General features: G+C 60.2%; 10 protein-coding genes. 3 read left to right on the top strand and 7 right to left on the bottom strand.

Annotated elements, in window-relative coordinates; all coding sequences use genetic code 11:
• Positions 1-1,296 (bottom strand): hypothetical protein, encoded by a 1,296-nt coding sequence (locus ACR0JN_RS03300; RefSeq protein WP_480884207.1) that lies wholly within the window; start codon positions 1,294-1,296, stop codon positions 1-3.
• Between the two features lie 433 nt (positions 1,297-1,729).
• On the opposite strand from ACR0JN_RS03300, the gene ACR0JN_RS03295 reads away from it, so the two are divergent.
• Positions 1,730-3,499, top strand: a complete 1,770-nt coding sequence (locus ACR0JN_RS03295) for an adenylate/guanylate cyclase domain-containing protein (protein ID WP_480884205.1) — start codon at positions 1,730-1,732, stop codon at positions 3,497-3,499.
• Between the two features lie 2 nt (positions 3,500-3,501).
• On the opposite strand, the gene ACR0JN_RS03290 is transcribed toward ACR0JN_RS03295, so the two are convergent.
• The 3 genes from ACR0JN_RS03290 to ACR0JN_RS03280 are packed head-to-tail and all read right to left on the bottom strand — an operon-like array spanning position 3,502 to position 9,460.
• A complete protein-coding gene (locus tag ACR0JN_RS03290) occupies positions 3,502-4,878 on the bottom strand; it encodes a hypothetical protein (protein ID WP_480884204.1) in 1,377 nt (458 codons plus the stop codon).
• A 3-nt stretch (positions 4,879-4,881) separates the two neighbouring features.
• Entirely contained in the window at positions 4,882-7,716 is a 2,835-nt protein-coding gene (locus tag ACR0JN_RS03285; protein WP_480884202.1) for a peroxidase family protein, read from the bottom strand.
• Between the two features lie 13 nt (positions 7,717-7,729).
• Positions 7,730-9,460: a thiamine pyrophosphate-binding protein gene (locus ACR0JN_RS03280; protein ID WP_480884200.1), complete on the bottom strand. Its 1,731-nt coding sequence runs from the start codon at positions 9,458-9,460 to the stop codon at positions 7,730-7,732.
• A 221-nt stretch (positions 9,461-9,681) separates the two neighbouring features.
• Between ACR0JN_RS03280 and ACR0JN_RS03275 the strand changes: the two genes are divergently transcribed.
• On the top strand, positions 9,682-11,253 hold the full coding sequence (locus ACR0JN_RS03275; RefSeq protein ID WP_480884198.1) for a formylglycine-generating enzyme family protein: 1,572 nt from the start codon (positions 9,682-9,684) through the stop codon (positions 11,251-11,253).
• Between the two features lie 359 nt (positions 11,254-11,612).
• Positions 11,613-13,028 carry a peptidoglycan-binding domain-containing protein gene (locus tag ACR0JN_RS03270; RefSeq protein ID WP_480884196.1) on the top strand — a complete coding sequence of 472 codons (1,416 nt, stop codon included), beginning with the start codon at positions 11,613-11,615 and terminating at the stop codon, positions 13,026-13,028.
• 64 nt (positions 13,029-13,092) lie between these two features.
• Here the strand turns inward: ACR0JN_RS03270 and ACR0JN_RS03265 are convergent, their stop codons facing one another.
• From ACR0JN_RS03265 to ACR0JN_RS03255, 3 genes are read right to left on the bottom strand one after another with little or no spacing between them, the layout of a single operon-like run.
• Positions 13,093-16,434: a CHAT domain-containing protein gene (locus tag ACR0JN_RS03265; protein ID WP_480884194.1), complete on the bottom strand. Its 3,342-nt coding sequence runs from the start codon at positions 16,432-16,434 to the stop codon at positions 13,093-13,095.
• The gene (locus ACR0JN_RS03260; RefSeq protein ID WP_480884192.1) at positions 16,431-17,069 is read right to left on the bottom strand and encodes a hypothetical protein; all 639 of its coding nucleotides are present in this window, start codon (positions 17,067-17,069) and stop codon (positions 16,431-16,433) included. The genes ACR0JN_RS03265 and ACR0JN_RS03260 overlap by 4 nt, the downstream gene beginning before the upstream one ends.
• Positions 17,059-19,089, bottom strand: a complete 2,031-nt coding sequence (locus tag ACR0JN_RS03255; RefSeq protein ID WP_480884191.1) for a caspase family protein — start codon at positions 19,087-19,089, stop codon at positions 17,059-17,061. The genes ACR0JN_RS03260 and ACR0JN_RS03255 overlap by 11 nt, the downstream gene beginning before the upstream one ends.
• Positions 19,090-19,141 lie beyond the last annotated feature (52 nt).

The following is a 19,141-nucleotide window of genomic DNA, read 5'->3' as shown; positions in this document are numbered from 1 at the left end:
TTAACGGATCGACCAGCGCCGGGTGCTGGTGCTGCGTTCGCTGTTCTTCCTCTTGTCAAAGCGGTCTTTGTCCAACGCGCTGTCGCGATCACCCCGAATGATCTGAAAGTCGATCTCCTGATCAATTTCGAACTCTTTCATCATCGCTTTGACGACGTCCGACGTGTCCCGGTGCACGACCTCGGACAGACTGTTCAGGTCGATCAGATCGAACTGGTTCGGGATGTACAACTCTTCCTTCACCGCCCGGAACTCGACGATCGAGGTCATGTCGGACAGCGCCGAAATCGCTCTGGTCTCGCCCCATTTCGCCCAGTTCACAAAGCTCTCCCAACCGACATAGATATCTTTGCCGAACTGATAAATGTGGATCTGCGCCACGCCTTGCCCCTTGGTGACGACGATGCGGTCACGCTCTTCAAAGCCGCGGGGCGTCCTGAAACCATAGGTTTCTTCTTCGACCATAAGCCCGTTTTCAGCATGATCCCCCAGCGCTTTGAGGATACGCGCCTTCATATCCGCCAGACGTTCGCCCAATTGCGGCACAACCGTTTGCCACGAATCTACGGACAATAGCGCCCGGGGCGAGGTATCGGGTGTGTTGATGACCGAGACCTTTTTTTGCCGCCGCGCCAGGATCACCAAAGCAGCGGCGATCACCAGCAGCCCGAGAACAAGGACAATGCCGCTGGATGACCCGACAAAGGCAATCACAGCCCCGGCAATCAACAGAAATCCGGGCCCCGAGAACCGCAGTTTATTGCGATAGATATCGCGTATGCGATTGGAATGCCGGGTTCTGGCAAAAGGAATGAAGGCCAGAAAAAAGGATTCAAGCCTGTCCTGCCACGGGGTGTAGCCGCTTGGCTTAGGCCCCTTCTGGATGGTGTAGGCAACCCATTCCGCCGCTTGCTGTTCCCCGAAATACAAGCGGTTGAAAACGGCGATCTTCTTCCGCCCATCGTCGGCCCGTGCGGTGGTGACAACATCATGTTCGTGATACGGGCGGGTGTCGATGATGATCTGCATCTCGCAGCGCACGCGGGGGTCGCTGCCCTCGGGCCGGGCTGCGTTGTCCGGCAGCCAGGCCTCGACCTTGAGCCAGGGCGGATAAACCCCGTTGACCGACCTTGTCACCAGCGCCTTGACGTTGTGCCGTGCCAGTTCCGCTTCGATGGCGGCGACAAAGCGTTGCCGCTGTTCATAGGCCCGAAGCCAGGCCGAGCTTTGGGACACCCGCAGTTCTGGCCGAGCATCAATCAGTTTGGCCGGGTTGTTTTCTGCAATCTGGTCCATCGCAAACTCCTGTCGAAATCTTTAATGGCGAAAGAACTTAAACCTAAGAATCCTTGTAAAGCTGTGACCTTGCCCAGGAATATGAGCAGTCTTATCGTTGCATTGTATACTAAATCTTAGCAGCACAGGCCCGATCTGTCACGGAAACAGCTTTCTGTGTCTTTCGTCCGATACCAAATGGAATCCCGGACAAGTTGCAAAAAGTGTGGTTTGCAGGCGATCCGTTTCGTGACATGCTCATGTGGGGATTCCTTCAACCGGAATGGACGGATCGATGGCAGGAGACTGTGGTCGGTCCCGGTTTTCTCGTACTTTCCTGCGCCATATCAGACGGGCTGGGAAGTTTACACAGGGGCTTCCACTGACCGCCCAGAATGATAACAGGGCCCTATACGACCTGAACTCTGAATAAAATCACGACCGAGTACCGTTAGTGACGCACAGCAGACCAGAAACCCAGATCACGCAAAAGCTCGGCGCAGTGCTGTTTGCGGATGTTGTCGGGTATTCGCGTCTGATGAACGAGAACGAGCTTGATACCTACAGCGCGCTGAAGTCCCTGCTGTCCCGGCTTGAAGACACCTGCACTCAGTATCAGGGCACCATTGTCGAGGTCCGCGGCGACGGCATTCTGGCCCTGTTCGATACCGCAACTAGCGCGGTCGAGTTCAGCGTCGAACTGCACCGCATAGCGGCGGAGCACAATCAGAAGCGCGACAAGGACCACCGGATCAAGTTCCGGGCCGGTGTCCATATGGGCGAGGTTCTGCTCGACGAGCGCGGCGTTCACGGCGACAACGTAAACATCGCCGCGCGCCTGCAAGAGATTGCCGAGCCGGAACGAGTATTCATCAGCGCCGCTGTCTATGAGCAAATCCGCAACCGCCTGCGCTATGGCTATGAATTCCTTGGCCCCAAGCACCTCAAAAACATCCTGGCCCCGGTGGCCACCTATTGCGTCCGCAGTGAGGTCGAGGGCGCGACGATGGCGGCAACTCTGCGTCCTGAATTGCATGAGGGCAATATGCAGCGGCCCGACATGCCCTCGGTCGCGGTGCTGCCGTTTTCCAGCGCCAGTGGCGACCCAGAGGACAGCTGGATTGCCGAGGGGCTGACCGACGACATCATCATGAACTTGTCGAAGTTCCGGAACCTGTTCGTCATCGCCCGCAACTCGTCCTTCTTCTTCAAGGCCGAGACGATGCCCCCGAAAGAGGCCGCCCGCAGACTGAACGTCCGCTATATCGCCCGGGGTAAAATTCGCCGGTCACAAAGCCGCATCCGGATCACCGCGGAACTGATTGACGTGAATTCAGAACGCACCATCTGGGCCGAGCGCTTTGACCGCAAGATCGATGACGTTTTCGACATTCTGGACGAGGTGACAGAATGCATCGTCGCCGCCGCCGCCGTGATGATCGAGTCGCAGGAAAAACAGCGGATGGCGCAGGCCACGCCCGCAGACCTCGAGGCCTATGGGGCGGTTCTGAAGGGCCAGCATTACATCTTTAAATACACTCGCAACGACAATCAAAGGGCGCAGAGCTGCTATGAGTTCGCCCTTGAACGCGACGATGGCTATGCCCGCGCCTCGGCAGCGCTGTCGCGGACGTTGAACATCAACTGGCGGTATTCATGGGACAACGGCGCGGACGGCGCGCTGGATCAGGCGCTATCCTATGCCCAGCGGGCCATTGATCTGGACCCGACTGATGCACGCGGGTTTGGTGAACTGGGCTTTGTTCAGCTTTACCGCAAGGAACATGACTCGGCGATCCAGTCCTACAAGCGGGCTTTGGCGCTGAACCCGAACGATGCAGACCTACATTCGGACTTTGCCGACGCGCTGGCGCATTCCGGCGATAACGAGGGCGCGATCTCACATCTCAAGCAAGCGATGCGGCTGAACCCCTATTTCCCCGACCAGTATTTGTGGCATCTGGGTGGTGCGTATTTCAACTTGAAGCGCTACGGGGATGTTATTGAAACCGTGAACAAAATGCACAACCCGACCGAGGGTCAGCGCATGCTCGCCGCCAGCTATGCGCAACTGGGTGAGCTAGAAATGGCGCGGCAGGTTGCCGACAAACACCGCGCCGTGCATCCGAATTTCTCACTGTCCCGCTGGGCCGACATTCAGCCCGACCGGCTGGAAACCGACACGCAGCACTTCCTTGAAAGCCTCAAGATGGCCGGTTTCTGAGGTCACGCTTCCCAGTTGTCGTCATGCGCGCGCTGCGCTGCAGTCAGGCCGTTGTCGAAATAGGTGTCGTAGTATTCGTTTTCCACGCGGTGGGTCTGCAACCAGATGCCCGGCGCATGGATCGCCTCGCAATGGGCGGGGAAGCGACCGTGCGTTTTGTGAATATAGGTGCAGATGTCACGGGCGCAGTCGATGACGTCTTGTTCGTACTCGCCTGCCTCTTCCAGATACTTGTCGCCGAATTCGCCTTTGTAGATGCGTTCGAACAGCGCCTCGTTCTTATAGATACCGTCGGGCCCGAACTTGCCTGCAATCACCGCGTCAACCGCGTCGGACATGGTCGGATAGTACGGCGGGCATTTGCCCTTGATCAGATGTTCCCCGTGATGCCGCAACCCCACGGCATGCGCCCGAACGTGTTTCATCGCCGCAATCGGCAAGGTGTGCCAGCGCAACAGGTCCATCACACGCCATTTCGGAGTCACATAATCAAAACCCAACATCTTGCCGTATCGGTCACTGAATTTCGGATCGCCCATCAGTACCGGTGGAGAGATCGCCGCGTGAATCCATCCACCCAACCCCAACGCCTCGGTCACCAGAAACAGGTTCTGGATTAGCAAATCCGCCTCGATCTGCGTGCGCATCTGGCCCAGAACGCCCAGCGGAATTTTGATGTCGGGGTTCAGGAACCCTTTCTCGATCCACTTTTTCACACCGGCTGGCTGATAGAAGTTGCGGTCATCCACGATAACAGGCCGCGCGTTTTCCGGCTGCGTCAGCAGGTACATCAGCGCGTTGATGTATTGGTGTGACAGGTCCACCACCGGAAAGAAGATGGTCGAGCCCGGTGTGTTCGACAGGAAGCGGTTCGAATCCAGATAGGCCGGGAAATCGCGCATATCGCCCGGGACGTCGATACGACGGTCGAGGATCTGGACCTTGGCCTGCTCGGCCCGGTCGATCAGCACCTCGGGCGTCCAGGTGTTGGTCCCGCCTTCCAGCGGATCAAGACGGCGCAGGAAATATGTGCCGCTGTCGTTGATCATGAAGAAATGCGTGCCTTGGGCGTTGTCGGGGCTGCCCGCCGTTCGCCCCTCCATCACCAGATTGGGTTTCGACATGATCGGATCACCGCTTTCATCGTCGAAAAACGGCCGGTCCGGCATGGTCATGCCCGAGGCCCCGGTGGCGGCGATCAGGATCGCCTCTTGCAAGGGTGATAGGGGCGAGCGGTCATTCTTTGACTCCCAACTCAGCGAGCCTGCCACCACGTTAGAGCCCCGGCTGACCCGCTTGGTGCGCCGGTTCCACAGGGTTTCGGCGGTCTTGGCGAACACAAAGGATTCAAGCCCCTTGGAAATTGAGTTTTTGGCCATACCTCACCCCTCCTGCACGACGGACCACGGTGCAAAGGCCGTGGCGTTCTTTGGCAGCACCGGCGCGAATTCCGGGAAGTGCCGCAACAGCACCGATTTCATCCCGTTCTGCGCAATCCAATCCATACCCAGCGGCGTGTAGATCTCGGGCCGGAAATCGGTGGTCAGGAACCGATCCGACTGCAACCGGCGCGAGGCCATCAGGATGAACACCCGAAACGCGGTGTCCGAGAAGCCAAATCCGTCCGGGGGCGTTTCGCCCAGCAGGCCGATCACCGTATCGACCTTGTCGATATCGCCATACAGCTCTTTCAAGATACGGTTGGTTTCCGGGCTCGCGGTCAGGTCGTCCCACTCGGTCACCGGCGGCATGTGCAGCCCTTTGCGGAATTCGTTGTACCGAGGCACCCGGCGGGCGCGGGTTCGGACGATATCGACCACCGAGAGGTCAATGATCTCACCCTCACGCTCCATGTTTTGCAGGGTTTTCGGGAAATTGTGCAGGGTGATTGCACCCGGATGTGCGATGCCCTGCGAATAAAGACAATCGCGCAGACCCAAATCGCGCAGTTGTTCGTCCGTTTGCTCTCCCTGAATGTCCAGAAAACTGCGACGCGCCTTTTCCTTGCCGGTTTCGAAATTGTAAAAGATGTAGTCGTCCGGGATCAGGGGGTGCATCCGGTAGACTGTGGCGAATTCCTCGGTCAGAGAATAGCGCGCAGTGTGATGATCCGGCTCGGTCTCGGGGATGCCTTTCAACGCATGGGTGTCGGTCAGCCAGATACCAAGGCGGGTGAGCCAGGATTTCGGCGGGCCATACCAGTTGGTCTTCATGCCGATATCCAGCGCCTCGGTCCCGAGAACCGCAGGTGTCCATTCCACCGTATGTATCTTGGCGATCAGCGCCGACACGATCAACCGCGCGGTTTGATAGACGCGCTCATCATCCATCGTCGGGTATGCCGCCTTCAATTCATCGCACAACACATTGTGTTCGCGGGCAAAAAGCGTGTGTAGCGTTGACAGGCCAAGCCACCAGCTTTCGTTGAAGCCAGTCAGGGAAAATCCGTGAACGTTCTCAGGCAGGTACTCACCGTCCTTAAATTGATCCAGCCTGATTTTGGGCCCGTCCCGCAGTTCCATCGCGGCCTCGGTGCTGATGCCGTAAACCTGCGAGCCATCCCACCAATGCGAGTTCTGATTGGCGAAGAGGAACGGATCATCCGCCCCCTCTTTCGGGACATTGCCGCCGATGCGCATCTCGCGCTCAGGCTTGCCATCGACGGAGTTCGTCCAGTCGGGATAACCGTCCGGCACAGGCACCACATCGTCGTCCTCGCCCAGTTTCCGCCGTTCATGGGCCACCCAATCGTGAACCTGAAACTGAATCCACGAGGCGGCCAGAATGTTCAGGATCTTGGCCGGGATAAAGGCCTGTCGGTCCATCAACTTGCGCGCCACCTCATACGGATTGGGGCTGCCGTCGGGTTGCACTTGCGGCGGCATATTGCGGCCAAACGTGGCTCCCGCCGCGCCCATCTGCGGATCGGACAGGTCGTTATAGCTGCCGTCATGGGTGCGGTAGACCCGGTGTTCTGCTTTGGGTTCCGGCGGCACCGCGCGGGTACTTGGCACAGGCTCTTCCGGGTCGGTGTCGATTAGGCTTTTCTGCCGCAAGTCATGGCGCAGCGCGTCGAGGTTCAGCATCTGCAACAACACGCTGGGAATCCGGTGCCACGGCACCCGCCGGTTCACCACCCGCAGGATCGACCGCGCAGCAGTGCCGAAAATCCGGTTCTGCAACGGCGGCGGCGGGGCCTTGAAGCGTTTGCCCTGCCGATGCGCGGCCGAGGCATCATACGCCGCCCTCCGCGCCCGGTTCAGATTGCCTAGCGGGCGGAACTCATCGGTTGTGTTCCACGGGTTGAAGCCCATTCGCTCGATCTCAAGCGCTTCGGCCAGAGCGTCGGGCGTTGACAGATCGCGCTGCGGCAGGACCAACTCGGCCACTTTGACCGGGGGAGATACCATCTCGCTCCATTCATGGGCAGCGTCTTCGATGGGTGTCTGATCTTCCGCGTAGAAGCGCTGCACAAACAGATCGAAGGTGATATCTCCGCTGGCCTGCCGCGCAGCGTATTCCGCCGATAGCCGCCCTGCCCCGGTGAACGCGCCCTGAAACCCCGAGGTCCCGGGCGCCGGCTTGAACGTGTAGCGCACGGCGTCGGACCCCCAGGCAATCGCGCCCCGGCTCCAATAGCTTTCCAACGCAACGCTTTCGCATTCCCGTAACGCGGTGCGGACATTGCCCAGCATCCGGCGCGTTTCCGACAGGCCCAGCACGAAGCACAGCCGCACCAACCCCACCAGTTTCGACAGCCGTCCGCCGGCCAGCGCGTGGGCGAAGACCACGAACTGCCGCGCATTGCGGGCATGGGGGACCGCGAAGTTGGTGGCCAATAGGTCGTGATCCACCCCTTCGGACTCAGTCACGCGGACGGCCAGACCGCGCAAGTCTTTGTCCTCATCGGATTGTGTCTGCGACGAGGCGTTGGAGAACCGCACCATCGCCGTATAGCACGCACCGGGTTGGGCGAAACCGACCTGCAGGTCGTCGGGCAGGTCCTCGACAAAGCGCAACTCGGCCCCCTTGAACGCCGCAATAGGCTTCTTGTGAAAGGCCCGATCCACGCCCCGCGCCTTGGCCGCGGCCATGGATTTGAGCTGCGCGGCCATCATCATCTGGGCAAGCTCTTTGGTTTCCTTCAACTCGGCCTCGGGCGATCCGCCCACATAAACCTCGCGCCATTTCGGCTGTGTTTTCGGGCTGCCGTCCATCGGAACCTCCTGCTTACAATCCAAACCGTTCGCGCACACCTGACCAGATCGCGGCCAGCACGCCCTCGGGATGCGGTGAGTAATTGGGTAATGCCAGACGCGTGATCCGCGCGTCGATCAGGCAGGGTTTTCCGCTGGCCAGCGCGGTGCGGAACGCGTCTTCGAACTCTTCCAATCGGTCCACCGCATAGCCTTCGGCCCCGCAGGCGCGGGCGTAGGCGGCGTAATCGGGATTGTCGAATTCGACCAATCCCGTCTTCCGGAAGGCCGATAATTGATACAGCTTAATCAGTTTGAATTCGCGGTCATTGAAGATGACCCAGATCACCGGGATGTTGTACTGCACGGCGGTCATCAACTCGAACCCGCTCATCAGATACGAGCCGTCGCCGACGGCGGCCACCACGGGACGGTGCATCTCAGCAAACTTCGCGCCGATGGCCCCGCAGACGCCGATCCCCATCGGCCCATAGGTGCCCGGCTTGCGGAAGTTCTGTCCCTCTTTCAGTTCCAGATAGTACCCGGCCCAGGCCGCATGCGCGCCAGCGTCGGCCAGAACGATCCCGCCCGGAGGCAGCATCTGCGAAATCTTCTGCACCATCTCCCCCGGATGCAGCTGTTTCTGCGGAGAGATGATGAACCGCTCATCATAATCCTTGGGCCGATAGTCGCGCTTGGGCACCGGGCCGATATCCGCATCCATGCGGTCATACAGCCCCTGCATCACCTGCTTGGCATCACCCAGAACCACGTGATCGGGATTGTAGAACTTGTCGAACTCTCCGGCGTCGATGTTGACGTGGATCAGCGTCTTGCCGTCGAAAAGTCCGTCGTGAAAGTCAAAGGTGGCGTGCTGGGCAAACGAGTTGCCAACCGCCAGCACCACATCCGCATCCGAGAACAGTTCCCACGCCGCCTTGTGGCCGGAATCGCAATAAAGGCCGATGGCCAGAGGGTTCTCCTCATCCACGATGCCTTTGCCGTCCATCGTGGTCAGCAGCGGGATCTGAAACCGTTCGATGAATGTTTCGGTGATCTCATTCGCCCCGGCCCGGATTGCGCCAAATCCAGCCAGCAGCACCACGGTCTTTTCGGTCTTGATCGCGTGTTCCAGAACCTCTGCTGCCTTGTCCAGCGCGGCGGGTTCAGGGGTGACACCTATCTGCGGCAGGCGCAGTGGCCGGAAATTGGTAACTTCGACCTTGGGGTCAGTGATGTCTTCGGCGATTGCCACATGCACCGGGCCGGGCCGCCCTTCAAACGCGATGTCGATGGCTTTCTGCAGCGTGTCCATCAGATCGTCCGGATCCGTGACCAGAAAATCAGCGGGCTCGCCCGTGGCCGGGTCTTTCTTGGTTGCGGCACGGAACATCATCCGCGAATCCGGTGTGCGCGCCAGCCCCGAGGTTTCGTTCAGCCCGCCCCGCCCCTGCCAGGCGACCGTCGAATATCCGCTGACGGCCAGCAATGGGTAACTGTCGGTCAGCGCCACGCACATGCCCGAAAGCAAATTGAACGCCCCCGGCCCGGCGGTTGCGAAACAGAAACCCAGCTTGTCGGTGAACATCGCGTGACCGCAGGCCATGAAGGACGCGCCTTGTTCGTTCTTTGCAATAACGGGTCGGATTTTGTCAGAAGCATCCAGCGCCAGCATCATCCCGGCCGCGTTCTCCCCCGCGCCGCCATACGCTGCATCAACGCCAATTGTTTCTAAAGCAGCGACAACTGCTTCGTAAACTCGCATAATGTGCTCCAAAAAATTTGAACAATAATTGCTCACGATAACAAAAATTAACGTTTCGCGAAACAGTCTCGGTTCGAATGCACGCAAAAGCAGAGTGCGACCGGCCTGCGAGCCCGCGCAGTCAACCGAAATGCCCCGATCTTGTCGGTTGAAGTTCAACCGATTTGTGCAAAACTGACCAGCGCGGTTCATGCGGACTGCTGGTTGAAGGAGGCCCCGAGTTGCCCGTTTCCATTCGTTTCTGCCTCGGGTTATTCCTGACCTGGTGCGCGCCAGCGTTGGCAAATGACGGGCAATGGCCCGAGCTTCTGACGGACCCCTCCAGCAAGTTCCACGGCCCGGCGGACCTGATCCTGCCCATGCCCTGCGGCGGCGGGATGGCGTTTCAACGCGTGAACGTACCTGTGGATGTTGCAAGCCCGCTGTCCGACAGGCCGTTCCGCATGGGGCAGTCTGATGCCGATACCGCATTCTCGGATTATCTGAAGCCCACATATTTGCGGGGTGCTTTCGACGACCCGGAAACTCAGGTCAGCTATTTTTACATCGCGCGCTATGAACTGAACGAAGGGCAATACCGCGCCATCAACGGCGACTGTGAGGGCGGTTTCAAACCCGTTGACGCCCGTGCCAAAGGCGGGCTGACTTGGTTTCAGGCGGTGGATGTCTCGCGCGCCTATTCCGAATGGCTGATGCAGAACGCGCGCGACAGCCTGCCGAAACAAGGGGACAGGATTGGGTTTCTGCGCCTACCGACCGAGCCGGAATGGGAATTCGCCGCCCGTGGCGGGGCCAAGGCGGATGCCTCGGTCTTTGCGGCGCGGCGCTTCTTTTCCGAAGGGTCTTTGACGGACTATGCGGTCTATCTTGCGCCGGGTACCGGCAGCAAGAAACTGTCGATCATCGGCGCGCGCCGCGCCCCGAACCCGCTTGGTCTGTTGGACATCTATGGAAATGCCGAGGAACTGATGCTTGAGCCCTTCCGCCTGAACGCCATCGGTCGCACCCACGGCCAGCCCGGCGGGGTTGTGACACGGGGCGGCTCGGTCGATCAGGAGGACGCCCAGATTTATACGGCGCGGCGGAATGAATACCCGATGTTCAGCAACCTGACCGGCAAAGCGCTGGCCGGAGAGTATTTCGGCGTCCGGCTGGTGATCAGCGCAACCGTTGTTTCGGAAGACCGGTATGACGCCATCCGCACCGGCTGGACTGAGGAGGCTGACAGGTCAACAGAGTCCGAGGCTGATCCGCTGTCCACGCTCAAAGCGCTGCTGGAAGAGGAAGTAGACCCCCGCCGTCGCTCGGCACTGGGGGACTTGCAACTGGAATTCCGCATCGCGCGGGAAGAGGCGGCTGAGTCCCTGTCCCAGGCGGCCAAGTCCACATTGCTCAGCGGCGCGGCTTTTGTCGAAACGTTGATCGAGGGCAGCCGGGAAATCCGGCAACTGGAGCGTGACAGCCGCAGGCTGCTGGACACTGTGCAGGTCACGGTGGGCGATCAACGGGCGCAGTTGATGCAGACGTTGAACTTGAACCTCGACCGGTTGGACGCGCTGCGGGCCAGTCGCGACACGTATCTGCTGTCTTACCGGGCCGCACTAGAAACGCTGGGATCAGATGTTGAGACCGAGATGCGTGAGACCGCCTATTCGGTGCTGGCGCAGGACCTGGCCGAGGCTGAGCAGCTTCAGCTTCTGGACATGCTCAACCGGTTCTGGGACGACATGGGCGTGTATCTGGAGTCTCCGGACATGGAAAAAGACCAACTACTGCAGATCGCGATACAATAGCGCAGGTCAAGCCACGTAAGTGGTTGGTTTTTCGCAATGCCCTGCGCCGATGCGAATCATTTTGAGACCTCAGTTCAGATTGCCGCCGACTCCCTTTTAACGAATGTCGCGCCCTCAAAACCAACTCTAACAAGAATCACGGACGCGTGAGCACACCAGGGAAACACACATCGAGAGCGTGTTTTTTCAATTTCTTAACAAAGGCTTAAATGACGGAATCGGCCCAGGAACCTTGCCTGGGCCAAACAACCCGCTAGAAATGGTTGGATGCAATGCGGTGACATTTTTTGTAACATGCATTGAATCACATGTTTACGTAAATATTACGGTGCAACGTATTTGGTATGGAGGTAACTGAAATGCGGTTTCAGTTTGTTAGTAAATCAATCGGTGGCGCGCTTCTGGCCTCCATGTTCATCACCACCGGAGTAAGTCGCGCTCAGGCTGATCTTGCGGATGTTATCATCGGCGCGGGTGCGGCGGCCATTATCGGATGTGCCTCGGGTGCCCTGAATTGTAAGGGCAAGCAGCAAAGACAGCGGACAACCCGTACTCAGCCCCGCGCGACCGTTAATTCTGCGGCACGTCAGCAGAACCGTCAGATTCAAACCGCGCTGAACGGGTTTGGCTGGAATGCAGGTACCGTTGACGGCGTGATGGGGAACCGAAGCCGTGCGGCGATCCGGGATTATCAGGGATACATGGGCTACCCGCAGACCGGGCAACTGTCGGATTGGGAACGCCAGAACCTGATCGACGGCTGGCAGAAATATCAGGCCGGTGCCGGTGGTGCCTATCCGCGCACCATGGCCGCTGAAGGTCCGCGTGGACTGCTGAATATTGGCCGTGATCCGAACTATGCGGCGCGGTATGGGGATCTGGTGGGCACAAATTACGGTGCCAACAACGAAGGTACGATCAACCGCTGGGGCGACAATGGGACTCAGAACGCGGCCATTCAGCCTCAGACGCAGGTGCCTCAGGTCCAGCCCGTAGCGCCGCAGCCTCAGGGCGGTCAGGTGATCGGGAATGCCGGTGGCGCGGTGCCCAAGCTTAAACCGTTGCAGCCTCTGGGTCAGGTTGCGGCCTCGGCGGCGGCCCGCTGCGAGTTGGTGGATCAGACCACGCGCATTCAGGGCGGCGTCGTTCAGGCAACCAACATGACAGACCCCAACCAGGCGCTGAGCGAGAAGTTCTGCGAAGCGCGCGGATTTGCGATCACGCAGGGCGGCACAGTAGCGTCGCAATATGCGGTTTCTGAAAATGAAATGACCGCGCTGTGCGAACAGATTGCCACAGGGTTTGGCGACACGATTTCAGGTCTTGGAAACGCCGCTCCGGCACAGATCATTCCGAGCGTTCAGTCCACAGCACAGCAATTGGGCCTGAGCGATCCTGCGACGATGGGCGTCTACGGGCAGATTTGTATCGGCATCGGCTATCGCCTCGACAACGCGGAAATGGCTCTGGCGGGTGCGCTGACGATGATGGCAGCCGGGAACGAGCCTTACGGCGAACTGGTCGGGCACCATCTGCGTGAAGGTTTTGGCGTACAGACCTCTGCCACAGCGGCAACACCTTGGTACGTGAACGCGATGGATTCGCTTGAGCGCGGCGCAACACCGGTCTTCGTGCCCAGCACGACGCCCGAGCGCATTCAGGTCATCCGCACCGCGTTGCAGGTCCAGAGCCAGCGCGCAAATGGTGGCAACCATACGTTGCCGAAAGTTGTACCGGTTTCGAACACGCTGCCGGCCCTGACGCCGAAGAACTAAGCGGTATCGACAGACGTTGCATAATGGTCAGCCTTCGGGCTGGCCATTTTCCTTTGGGGCACGGTCAACCGCCGCCAATCATCAGAAACGGGGCCCATACAGACGGGTGCGCATTGGTCAGCAAAGACTGATCGCGCGTCTGATCTTCTGAGAGTTCCAGCATAGCACGGCGCAACGCCTCGGCCTTGCCTGTCCCGGTCTGCGACAGGCCGACCGTGCGGGTAATTAGCCGCTCAGCCGCCTGATCATCCACCCGCCAATGTGAGGCCAACACGTTGCGCGCACCCGCCGCGAAAAACCCCTGAACCAGCCCGCCCAGCCCTTCACCACCAAGCGTGTCCTCGCCTGCGGTGTCACAGGCCGAAAGGATGACCCAGTCGGCATCCAGGTTCAGCCGGGCGGCCTCGGACGCCGTCAAAAGACCATCGCGATCACCGGTCAGATCGTCTCTCGCAGTCAAATCGGGGGTCAGCGCCAAGGCCGGTTCCGACAACCCCTCGAACGCGCCGGACAGCAGGCCATGCGTTGCGAAGTGCAAAATATCCGCCTGCGCCAATACGCCTGCGTCATTGAGCGCCTTGATCTGAACCTCGTTCGCTGCTGCACCCAGCCGGACCTCGCTGCGGCCAATGCCGAACACGTCGGCCAAGGTTTCTATTTCACGCCGGGTTCCGGGCAAGGCCGGTAAAGCACTGACCGCTTTCATCCGCTCGGAAGCAGACCGCAGCATGACCGTATCCGTGCTGGGCAAGGCCGCATATTGCGCACCGGAAAACTCTGGCGCGCCGATCCCGACATAGGCCAATCGTCCGGCTTGGGGTGGCTGTGTCCGCCCCGCGCGCAGCGCTTTTAGCGCGTGTACTGAGGGAACGACCTGCAAGGCTCGCTCATGCCCCAGCCACCGTATCCGGCGCAGTTCTTCCGCAGTACGACGCAGCACCGGGGCGTTGGCGCGATCATCGCTTGCAATCAGGGCCGCAAAAGGGATGCCCATCGTCTCGCCATAGGGCACCAACGTCCAGACCGGCTTGGAATCGATCAGGGCCGCGATCTCAGGTTCACCGAAGAAGGCTTCATGCAGACGCTGCGCGGCATCAAAAGCGAAAGGCGCTGAAAGCCTTGGTTCCGCTTCTGAGGTCTCCTGAACACTCGCCAGCGGAGCCCTGAGCGCTGCCATCCGGTCAGACCCCTTCGGGTCGAGCGATTGGTGTAGGGCGCTTATGTCCTGAACAACCTGCGACCAATCCAACGGTATCTCGGCCAACACCGCTTTTTCCTGAGTAACTGCCAGCACCAAACCTTTGACCGCGTCTTCACTGGCACTTTGGGTCGTTGCGGTCAGAAGCGTGATCAGGGCCTCATCTGGGTTCAGAAGGTTCTTCTGCACGTCGATCAGGTCCGCCGGGGCCGGAATCTGCCATTCGAAATACTGGGCGAAATTGGCGGACATTCGGGATCGCAAACGGTCGAGGTCCGTATTCTGCCCTTCTGCGGGCGCGTTCAGAACCGCCTGCTGCCACTCCGCCGCCAGCTTGACGAGTTCCGGGTCTTCAGCAGCCTCGCGGATCGCTGCGCGTGCAACCGCCACCGACGCCGGGCCGTATCCGGCCAGTTGCATCGCCTCGAAAGCCATTTGGGTCAACCGCTCTTTTTCGGCAGATGTACCGCCTTCAGCCGCGCGCAACACCGCCGAGGCGTAAAGCTCTCCATAAACTTGCCCCTGCAGGTTCAGCGCCGTCGCGCTGAGCTGTCCTTCCAGCCATTGGAGACCGCGCAGATACAGCAAAAGCGCATCGGCGCCCTCACCAAATACCTGCGCCGCAGAGGCGTAGCGCCCGCTTTTCAGCAAAGCCGAACCTTTGGCATCGGCCAGCTTGTAGTCGATTTCCGGGTCGGTCACGGGGCGCTCTGCCCGGCGCTTGTTGATTTGTGCATCGATCACAGACAGCGCGCGGTCAAACTGCCCCGCTTCCGACAGATAAAACGCATAGCTGAGGTGCGAGGCATAGGCTTCGAACCGCGTGCCGTGCCTGCTTTCTTCATCAGCGAGGCGACGCAATACCTCCAGATCATCCGGCGTCGGTCTTTTGCCTTCGTCGGTTCCGTCCCAAAACACCGCGTGACTGCCGGAAGTGGGCAACGCGGCAACCTGAATTTCCTTGTCTTTCGCCTGAATTCTGCGGGCTTTGACACGCAGAGTTTCCCGGTGATATGGCCCCAGTTCCTGCGTCATGATAGCGATCGAAAGCTCGTAAAGCGGTTTGGCTTCGGCAAACATCAGGCGGTAACTGACCAAGAAATCCGCCAGCGAGAACAAAATCTCGGCCCGGCGTGTCGGCGGCGCGGCTTGAGGATGCTCGGTTGTCAATTCCAGCGCTTCCAGAAGCGCCTTTTCGTAATTGTCCAACTCGCCATTGGCCAGGTTGTGAGCGGCCAGATTCAGCAGCGCATCCAGTCGAACGGAGGGGTTCTCGCTGGTGAGAGCCGCATCCGTGATCTGGCGGTTCAACGCGCGCGCGGCGAACTTACGGCCTTCAGCACGCTCGATCTTTTCAAGCGTTCGGCGGGCGAATTGCGTCACGTCATGGCCCGAAGCCAGGCTACGCAGCGCGTCGTCCAAAACGGCCTGCGTGACGGACCGGCCCTCGGTCAACTCCCCCGCGCCTTCCAGGGCCATGCCATAGCGCAGACGGGCGTACAGCCCCTGTTCGGTGTCCGACGCGCCCTGCCTCTGGTCCATGTCAACAACCCGCCGGGCCGGGCCCAGCGCCGCTTCGAATGCACCCAGTTCCGTCAGCGCACTTGTCAGACCCACAAGCGCCAGTCTGAGTTTCTGGCCGTTGTCGCCGCCTTCCTGCGCAGCGTCAACTGCCGCTTGGAACGTTCGGCTCGCCTGCTCGGGGTCGCCCGTGGTCTGCTGCGCCATGCCGACCAGAATGGCGGTGTCCAGACCTGCAGGGCCGGCCAGTTGCCCCATACGGTCGAGATCATCCAGTAACTCCTGCCCCACCTTCAGCGCCGCCGGAGTTCGGCCCAGTACCAACAGCAGGCTTCCGTATTCGTAGCGAACGTAAAGACCCTGCTGGCTGGTCCAAAGACCTTCGGAGCTCGCCGCGCCAACAGCTTTCTTATAAGCGCGTTCCGCGCCTTCGGTGTCGCCCATGTGGAACAGCATCTCGGCCACAAGACCATATTGCGACACGCCGCTCGCCCCTTCTGGGCGCTGGCCCTGATCAATCATCTGCTCAAGTTGAACGGCCAGTTTCCGGGCGGTCGCGAAGTCCTGTGCGACAAGCGCCTGAACGGCTTGCTCGCGCAACGTCTCCACCCGGGTCTGTGCCGTCAGGGGCTGACTTAACAGCAGCAGGGCGCAGACACATCCTATCAGCCCGACACGTGCCCTCATCCCGGTGCCTCGCAATTCGGGCGGGTTGTCTGTGGGACAAACAGCGCGACCCGGCCAGCGCCCGTCCCGGCATTGGTGATCCGCAATCTGGCGCGCGTGCAAGATTCGACCCAGACATCCAGCAAGGCGGCAACCCCTTCAACCCCTGTCTGCGGCTGCGTATCAGCGGCCAGCCCCGTGCCATCGGTCCCGGTCAGGACGACGTCTATGTTAGCACCCTCTGACCCGCGCCACAGACGGGCCTCGACCCAGGTCAGTTCACGGCCCACCAGCACGACCTCCACCTCATGCGCCTCGCCGGGCCCAAGCTCCAGATCCAACCGGGCCGCCCCGCCCAACTGACCACGGGATTTTGAGGCAACAATGGCCTCGAGCAGGTCCGCCCCGCCGGGCATGGCCGCCAGTTCATCGGCGAAGTGAGAGACGGAAAACGGGTCTTCGCGATCCAGCGTGCTGCCTACCTCAAGCAAAACCGACAAGCTGTCGGCTAGTGCATGCGGGTTGCGTGTTTCGACCGCCCAATCCGCTGCGATCTGTGCGCTCTGCCTGCTGTCCAGTGCAATTGCCGCAACGGCCCAGACCATCGAGGTCAGGCAAATCAGGCATAGGACGACTGTTTTGTACCTACTCAGCAACGCGATCCATCCCTTCTTCCCCTACCGTTTTCAACGGCATGATCACGGCCCCGCTTTGGCGCAGGACCGTATCCCCGATCGAGCGGCGCGCGGATTTTCCAAACCCGGCCTCGGTCAGCAGCGCGGTCAAGGACGCGGGGTCTGCCGATCTGGTGGCGGGCGGCGCAGCAGGGGATTGAAGATACCGGAAATCGACCGGAACAGCACCCGCAACGCCGCGCTCGGCCAGTATAACAAGACGCATCGGCCCCGTAGCAAGCGGTGAACCATCGGGCGTTTGCGTCGCCTCGACATAGCCGAGGGTATCTGTTTCACCGGCCTCGATACGCCAGCCGCCCTTCGCGGCATCGCGATATCCGGACAGGAAATACACCTGGTTGTCGGGCGCAACATAAAGCGGTGTCAGATCGACCGGCCATGGGTTGCGGTTTTGAACGGTGACGGAAACCGAGTCGCAATGAAAAATATGCGGGATACCTTGGGTCGGGGCCTGCGAAGCGGTGGGTGTGGTCGTGCATCCCCCGCCCTCACCCGCCTGCCCGGCGCGCAGATGCAGGCTGACAATCAGGTTTTGGGCAAGCTCCGTTGTCTGCAGAGACTGCGCGACCGAAACCAATGATCGCGATTTCGCATAGTGCTGCAGCATGTTCTGCAACCGAGGCAATTGCATCGGATCAACCGGAACTGTCAGCGCCTGCCGCGCTCCGGGAGCAGCTGGGTGCAGGGCAAGTAGATCATCTTTGGCGACAATACGCAGGTCTCCACGCTCTTGCTCAAGACGCAGGCGGGGGGCCAAATCCGCGATCATCTGCGCGATGTCCTCTGACATCTCGGCATCGACGCCGGACAAGGACAGCACGACTGAGAAAGAAAAATCCGCTGGCCGCGACTTTACTTCAGCCGCAAGTACAGGCGCGCGGTCTTGCAACCAGCGCAGGCGAAAACGGGTCGGATCCAACCCTTCGGATGACAGTTTGTCGTCCAGTTCCGGCAGCGCCCCGGCGGGAACCGAACCGGTGCTGTGCGTCAGGGACACATCGTTGACTGTCACCTCGAACAGGGGCATTTCCGTCTGACCCAGTATGGAAAACACTGTGCCAGGGGCTACGCCATCAATCCGGCCAGCCGCGACGGTGATTATTTGGTCAATGGAAACAGCAAAACGGGCCGTACCCTCAGCCCGTTCCGCAAATGCATGCGCAGCGCCCATAGCCCCTTCGAATTGCGGATCGGCCCACCCATTTCCAATCGTCCAGATGGTCGACGTCATATGCCGCGCAAGGTCCGAGAAGGTGGCGGCCCGCCCCTCTCGGATTGCACGGGCCAGCGCCCATGTCAGCAGACCGTGGGGCGTTTCGGACCCTGCGATCTTAGCCTCATAGGCCAGCGCCCCCGCAGCCGCTCCATAGAACCCTATGAATTGCCCCGTGCTCTGCGCGCCGTGTGGCGAAATGTCGACCAGCGTCTCCGCCCTGGCCACGGGCGTCGTGTCCGGCGTCAGGTTGACGAACCTTGCCACCAGATCAGTCCCGGCGTCGCGGCGAAAACTGCCCGAATGGCAGGTATCGGCAATCAGCCAGACATGCGCCCCGGCCGCGATCATCTGGTCGATCTTGCCCCCGATTTCATCATCCAGAATAACGTTCACTGGCACACCATCCGCGCCAAGGCTGAAATCCGCAGGCAGGAACACCTCGTCAAAGCCATCGATTTCACCAGACGCCGCGCCTGCGGGTATCTGCGCCCCGTGCCCTGCCAGATAGACGGTAATCCGATCACCGGGCTTCGCGCCTTCAGCAAGCCGGTTCAGCGCGGCAAGTATGTTGGCGCGATCCGGAAGACCTGGCGTGATCCCATCGGTGGTAAGGAACTCGGGCGCGTCGGTCAGAACGGTGATCTGTTCCGCCTCCACCCCCATATCGACAAAAACCTGCGTCATCAGGGCCACGTCCGGTCCCGGTCCACCCAGCGTGCCAAAATCCCGCGTCTGATCGCCGGAATAGTTCATGACGCCGATCATCAACGCCTTATGCTCTGCATGGACAGCCTGCGCAAAAACGCAAGCCAACGCG

This window comes from Ruegeria sp. G12, assembly GCF_056533565.1.
This window is presented reverse-complemented; position numbering and strand designations above follow the sequence as displayed.

Excerpts from the sequence above, each read along its gene's own strand:
- ACR0JN_RS03290 (WP_480884204.1), bottom strand. The coding sequence starts at position 4,878 with ATGGCCAAAAACTCAATTTCCAAGGGGCTTGAATCCTTTGTGTTCGCC.
- ACR0JN_RS03280 (WP_480884200.1), bottom strand. The coding sequence starts at position 9,460 with ATGCGAGTTTACGAAGCAGTTGTCGCTGCTTTAGAAACAATTGGCGTT.
- ACR0JN_RS03285 (WP_480884202.1), bottom strand. The coding sequence starts at position 7,716 with ATGGACGGCAGCCCGAAAACACAGCCGAAATGGCGCGAGGTTTATGTG.
- ACR0JN_RS03270 (WP_480884196.1), top strand. The coding sequence starts at position 11,613 with ATGCGGTTTCAGTTTGTTAGTAAATCAATCGGTGGCGCGCTTCTGGCC.
- ACR0JN_RS03255 (WP_480884191.1), bottom strand. The coding sequence starts at position 19,089 with ATGATCGGCGTCATGAACTATTCCGGCGATCAGACGCGGGATTTTGGC.
- ACR0JN_RS03265 (WP_480884194.1), bottom strand. The coding sequence starts at position 16,434 with ATGAGGGCACGTGTCGGGCTGATAGGATGTGTCTGCGCCCTGCTGCTG.
- ACR0JN_RS03300 (WP_480884207.1), bottom strand. The coding sequence starts at position 1,296 with ATGGACCAGATTGCAGAAAACAACCCGGCCAAACTGATTGATGCTCGG.